The following is a 4,614-nucleotide window of genomic DNA, read 5'->3' on the forward strand; positions in this document are numbered from 1 at the left end:
GCTTGAGACGCATGTGTCTCACCTTTCGTTGTTATCGGTGGTTGAGCTGTTTCCGGTGGGTGAGCCCTACTCGGTGGTTGAGCTGTTTCCGGTGGGTGAGCCCTACTCGGTGGTTGAGCTGTTTCCGGTGGGTGAGCCGTGCTCCGTGGTCGAGCCGTGCTCCGTGGTCGAGCCGTACTCCGTGCCTGAAGGGCGTCAGCCCTTCACGACGACCGGGGTGCCGATCGCCAGGTTCTTGGCCATCCAGGTGATGTCGGCGTTGGTGACCCGTACGCAGCCGTGGCTGGCTTGCGTGCCGATGGCCGCCGTGTCGTCGGTCCCGTGGATGGCGAGCTGGCCCGGGCCTCCCGCGAAGCTCTTCAGCGTCGGGGAGAACCCGCTCAGCCCGAAGGCGTAGGCGCCGTACGGCCCGCGTGGGTCCGGTGGGCGCACCAGTTCGGTGAAGAAGTAGCGGCCGGGAGGGGTGGGCGTGCCGTCCCGGCCTGTCGCCACCTTTCCCGTGCGCAGGACGCGGGCCCCGTCGTAGACCGTGAACCTGAACCGCGCGGGGTCGACCTCCACCCGATGCGTGGTCCTGGCCAGCGTGACGTCGCCCGCCTTGATCCAGCCCGTACTGCCGTTGGGCCTGATCGGCAGCAGGACCCGCAGCCACTCCCCGTCGCGGCGCTCCACGAGGAAGACCCGCGCGGCGCCGTAGTCGTTGGGGCTCGTGAGCCGGCGCCAGGGCGAGCTCGCCGCCTTGCGCTTGTAGACGGTGATCCATGGTCCCCGTACGGTCGCCACCTCCACGCCGGCCCCCGACTCGGCGTGATCGGTGGCGGACGCCCCCGCCCCCGCCTCGGCCTGGTCGGTGGTGGCGGCTCCTGCCTCGGCCTGGTCAGTGGCGCTGCCCCCTGCCTCGGCCTGGCCGATATCAGTGACTCCTGCCTCAGCCTGATCGGTGGCTGCCGCCCCCGCCTCGGCCTGGCCGGTGGCGGCGGCTCGCGGAGGGGCCGGCTGGGCGCCGGACGCCGCGCAGCCGGTCAGCGTGGCCGCGGTGGTCAGCGTGGCCGCGGTGACGAGTGCCGCCGTTGCGAGATAGCCGTTGAACTTCACGCGACGCAGACTGGCGGAGGAATGTGAAGGTCCTGTTTGGTCGCTGTCAATGACCTGTCTTGGTCACATAATCTCGTCCCGATGTGCGCATATGTGCTGGTTGCAGAGGATGACGTGAAGCAGGCGGAGCTGGTCCGCCGCTATCTGGAGAGGGAAGGCCACTCGGTGCTCGTCGTGCATGACGGGCGGGCCGCGATCGACGAGGCCCGCGCGCGCGAGCCCGACCTCGTGGTGCTCGACGTGATGATGCCGAGGGCCGACGGCCTCGACGTCTGCCGTGTCATCCGCGCGGAGTCGGACGTTCCCGTGCTCATGCTGACCGCCCGCGCCACGGAGGACGACCTGCTTCTCGGCCTCGACCTGGGGGCCGACGACTACGTCACCAAGCCCTACAGCCCGCGGGAGCTGATGGCCAGGGTCCGCACGCTCCTGCGGCGGGCGCGGCGTTCCAAGGATCCCGAGGAAACGCTGAAGGTCGGCGATCTCCTGGTCGACCCCGCGCGCCACCTGGTCAGCGTCGCCGGCGCCCCGGTGGACTGCACGCCCGCCGAGTTCCGGATCCTGGAGACGCTCGCCGCCCAGCCGGAGCGGGTCTTCACCCGCGCGCAGCTCCTGGAGGAGGTCCACGGGTTCGACCGCTTCATCACCAGGCGCACGGTCGACGTGCACATGCTGAACCTGCGGAAGAAGATCGAGTCCGACCCGCGCAGGCCGACCCGGCTCCTGACCGTCTACGGCGTCGGCTACAAGCTGACCGACGGCTCGGGATGAGCGTCTGGCGCCACAGCCTGCTCACGCGGCTGCTCGCGAGCTCCGTCCTGGTGGCCGTCTGCTCGATCTCGGCGACCGCCTGGCTGACCAGCCAGGGCACCTCGGGCGCGATCCGCGAGGAGCAGGACCAGACCCTGGTCACCGACACCCGGATCAACGACACCCTGCTCGGCTACGGCGCGACCCACGCGAGCTGGGACGGCGTCGATCAAACGGTCCGTGACCTGGCCGGGAAGACGGGCCGCCGCATCGCGCTCACCACCGAGAACGGCGAGCCGATCGCCGACTCCAGCGACACTCCGCTGCCCGCCAAGCCCTCGGTGGTCGTCGATCCGCTGCGGGTGGACGTGACCCTGGTGCCGGGGGCGGCCAAGGACCGCATCGACCCCCGGGCGGTCGGGCCGTTCAAGCTCACCCCTGCGGAACGGTCCCGGCTGCGGAAGGCCGCCAACCGGGGGGTGATCTGCGCGCGCCGCAACGGGCAGGAGGCCGGCGTCGTCCTCTCCCCTTCCGGGCGTCCCTCCGTCGAGATCCCCAACAAGAACGCCTCCGCGGCCACCGCGTGCTCCTCGAAGACGCTCGACACCCCCACCGCGACCGAGCGCAAGGCACTGCGCCGGCTCAATCACCTGGTCAACCGCTGCCTGGTGGGCCAGGGCAAGTACGAGGTCACGCTCGCCCTCGACCTGTCCTGGACGTTCTCCGCGCCGCACCCCGTCGAAGTCCCCCGCGTCCTCGACCAGCAGCCCGTCTCCGCCTGCCTGGCGAGTGCCCGGCGCGAGCAGCTCAGGGCGTATGTCGCGCCCGCGGCCCTGCTCTACCTCGGCTCCTCGGCGCGGGCGCCCTCCACCGAGCTGCCCTCGGCCGGGGTGACGCGCATCGTGGGCACCGCGCTGCTCGTGCTGCTGTTCGCGGTCGCGGTGAGCGTCGTGGTCGCCACCCGGCTGGTCCGGCCGGTGCGGGCGCTGACCGAGGCGGCCCAGCGGATGGGGCAGGGCGACAGCTCCGCCCGCGTCGCGGTGAGGGCCACGGGCGAGGTGGGCGAGCTGTCGGAGGCGTTCAACAGGATGTCGGAGCACCTGGAGCGGATGGAGGCGCAGCGCAAGGCCATGGTCAGCGACGTCTCCCACGAGCTCCGTACTCCGCTGAGCAACCTGCGCGGCTGGATGGAGGCTGCCCAGGACGGCGTCGCGGAGCTGGACCCCGAGCTGATCGCCTCGCTGGTGGAGGAGATCCTGCTGCTCCAGCACATCGTCGACGACCTGCAGGAGCTGGCTCTCGCGGACGCGGGCAAGCTGCGGCTGCATCCCGAGCCGGTGAACGTGGCCGACCTGCTCGACCAGATCGCCACGGCGCATCGTGGCCGCGCCGACGCCGCCGGCCTCACCCTGACGGCCCACACCGCCGGCGACCCCGGACTCCTCGCCGACCCGGTACGGCTGCGCCAGGCCGTGGGGAACCTGGTGAGCAACGCCGTGCACTACACGCCGCCGGGCGGGCGGATCGCGCTGCGCGGCCGTCTCGCGGACGGGCACGTCCTGATCGAGGTGGCCGACACCGGCGTCGGCATCGCCCCCGAGCATCTTCCCCATGTCTTCGACCGGTTCTGGCGGGAGGAGAAGTCACGGAACCGGCGGACCGGCGGCAGCGGGCTCGGGCTCGCCATCGTCCGTAATCTGGCCGAGGCCCACCACGGGACCGTGAGCGTCGCGAGCACCCCGGGCGAGGGCACCGTCTTCACGCTACGGCTCCCGGTCGAACCGGATCTGTCGGCATAAGTGGCTCTCGATCCGGCATTACCCGCACAAGACCGCGAAAGTCTCTCTAAGATCAATTAACGACGAATACCGAAGGACCGGTGAAAAGCGTGGACAGTCAGGCCGCGCCGGACGGGGTAGACCCGAACGTGCCCAATGTCGCCCGGATGTACGACTACTACCTGGACGGCAAGGACAACTTCGCCGCCGACCGGGCTGCGGCCGAACAGATCCTGAAACTCTTCCCGGAGACCCGGGACTCCGCGCGGGAGAACAGGGCGTTCCTCTCGCGTGCCGTACGCCACCTGGTCGAGTCGGGCGTCCGGCAGATCGTGGACCTGGGATCCGGGCTGCCCACGCAGGGCAACACGCATGAGGTCGCGCACGGGATCGCGCCCGACACCCGTGTGATCTACGTGGACTACGACCCCGTCGTGTGCGCGCACGGCCGGGCGCTCCTGGCGGACGGCGAGAACATCACCATCGTCCAGGCCGACGCGCGTGACCCGGAGAAGCTGCTGGCCGCGCTGGGCGAGCACATCGACTTCGACCGGCCCGTGGCGTTCCTGATGCTGGCCATCCTGCACTTCATCCCGGACGAGAGCTCCGACGGCGCGGGCGCCTACGAGATCGTCCAGCGGCTGTACGAGGCGAGCGCGCCGGGCAGTTACCTCGTGCTCAGCCACGCCATCGACGCCAAGCCGGACACCACGCCGGAGGCCCTGGAGGTCTACAACCACGCCACCGCGGCGCTGAGCCTGCGCACGCACGCGGAGATCACCCGCTTCTTCGACGGCTACGAGCTGGTCGAACCCGGCCTGGTGTTCCCCAAGGACTGGCGGCCCGACGACCAGCCGCTGATCGGCGCGGAGACCACCTCGATCGGCTACTCCGGGGTGGGCCGCAAGCCGTAGTTCCGCGTTCCGTGAAGTGGTGAGCGGAGAAGCGGGTGGGCGGGGCGACTCGGGCAGGAGCCGGAGTCGCCCCGCCC

4 protein-coding genes are annotated in these 4,614 nt (G+C 70.7%); 3 read left to right on the forward strand and 1 reads right to left on the reverse strand.

Annotation, left to right across the window (positions count from 1 at the left end):
* Positions 1-195 precede the first annotated feature (195 nt).
* Positions 196-1,095, reverse strand: a complete 900-nt coding sequence (locus CA984_RS42710; protein ID WP_086578996.1) for a L,D-transpeptidase — start codon at positions 1,093-1,095, stop codon at positions 196-198.
* An 81-nt stretch (positions 1,096-1,176) separates the two neighbouring features.
* On the opposite strand from CA984_RS42710, the gene CA984_RS42715 reads away from it, so the two are divergent.
* The 3 genes from CA984_RS42715 (at position 1,177) to CA984_RS42725 (ending at position 4,537) form a co-directional block, all read left to right on the forward strand.
* Positions 1,177-1,866: a response regulator transcription factor gene (locus CA984_RS42715; RefSeq protein ID WP_086578997.1), complete on the forward strand. Its 690-nt coding sequence runs from the start codon at positions 1,177-1,179 to the stop codon at positions 1,864-1,866.
* A complete protein-coding gene (locus tag CA984_RS42720) occupies positions 1,863-3,644 on the forward strand; it encodes a sensor histidine kinase (protein WP_086578998.1) in 1,782 nt (593 codons plus the stop codon). Before CA984_RS42715 ends, CA984_RS42720 begins: the two co-directional genes overlap by 4 nt.
* 89 nt (positions 3,645-3,733) lie before the next feature.
* The gene (locus tag CA984_RS42725; protein ID WP_086578999.1) at positions 3,734-4,537 is read left to right on the forward strand and encodes an SAM-dependent methyltransferase; all 804 of its coding nucleotides are present in this window, start codon (positions 3,734-3,736) and stop codon (positions 4,535-4,537) included.
* Positions 4,538-4,614 lie beyond the last annotated feature (77 nt).

The sequence above is a fragment of the Streptosporangium minutum genome, from assembly GCF_002149035.1.
GTDB classification, from domain to species: domain Bacteria; phylum Actinomycetota; class Actinomycetes; order Streptosporangiales; family Streptosporangiaceae; genus Streptosporangium; species Streptosporangium minutum.

Excerpts from the sequence above, each read along its gene's own strand:
- CA984_RS42715 (WP_086578997.1), top strand. The coding sequence starts at position 1,177 with ATGTGCGCATATGTGCTGGTTGCAGAGGATGACGTGAAGCAGGCGGAG.
- CA984_RS42720 (WP_086578998.1), top strand. The coding sequence starts at position 1,863 with ATGAGCGTCTGGCGCCACAGCCTGCTCACGCGGCTGCTCGCGAGCTCC.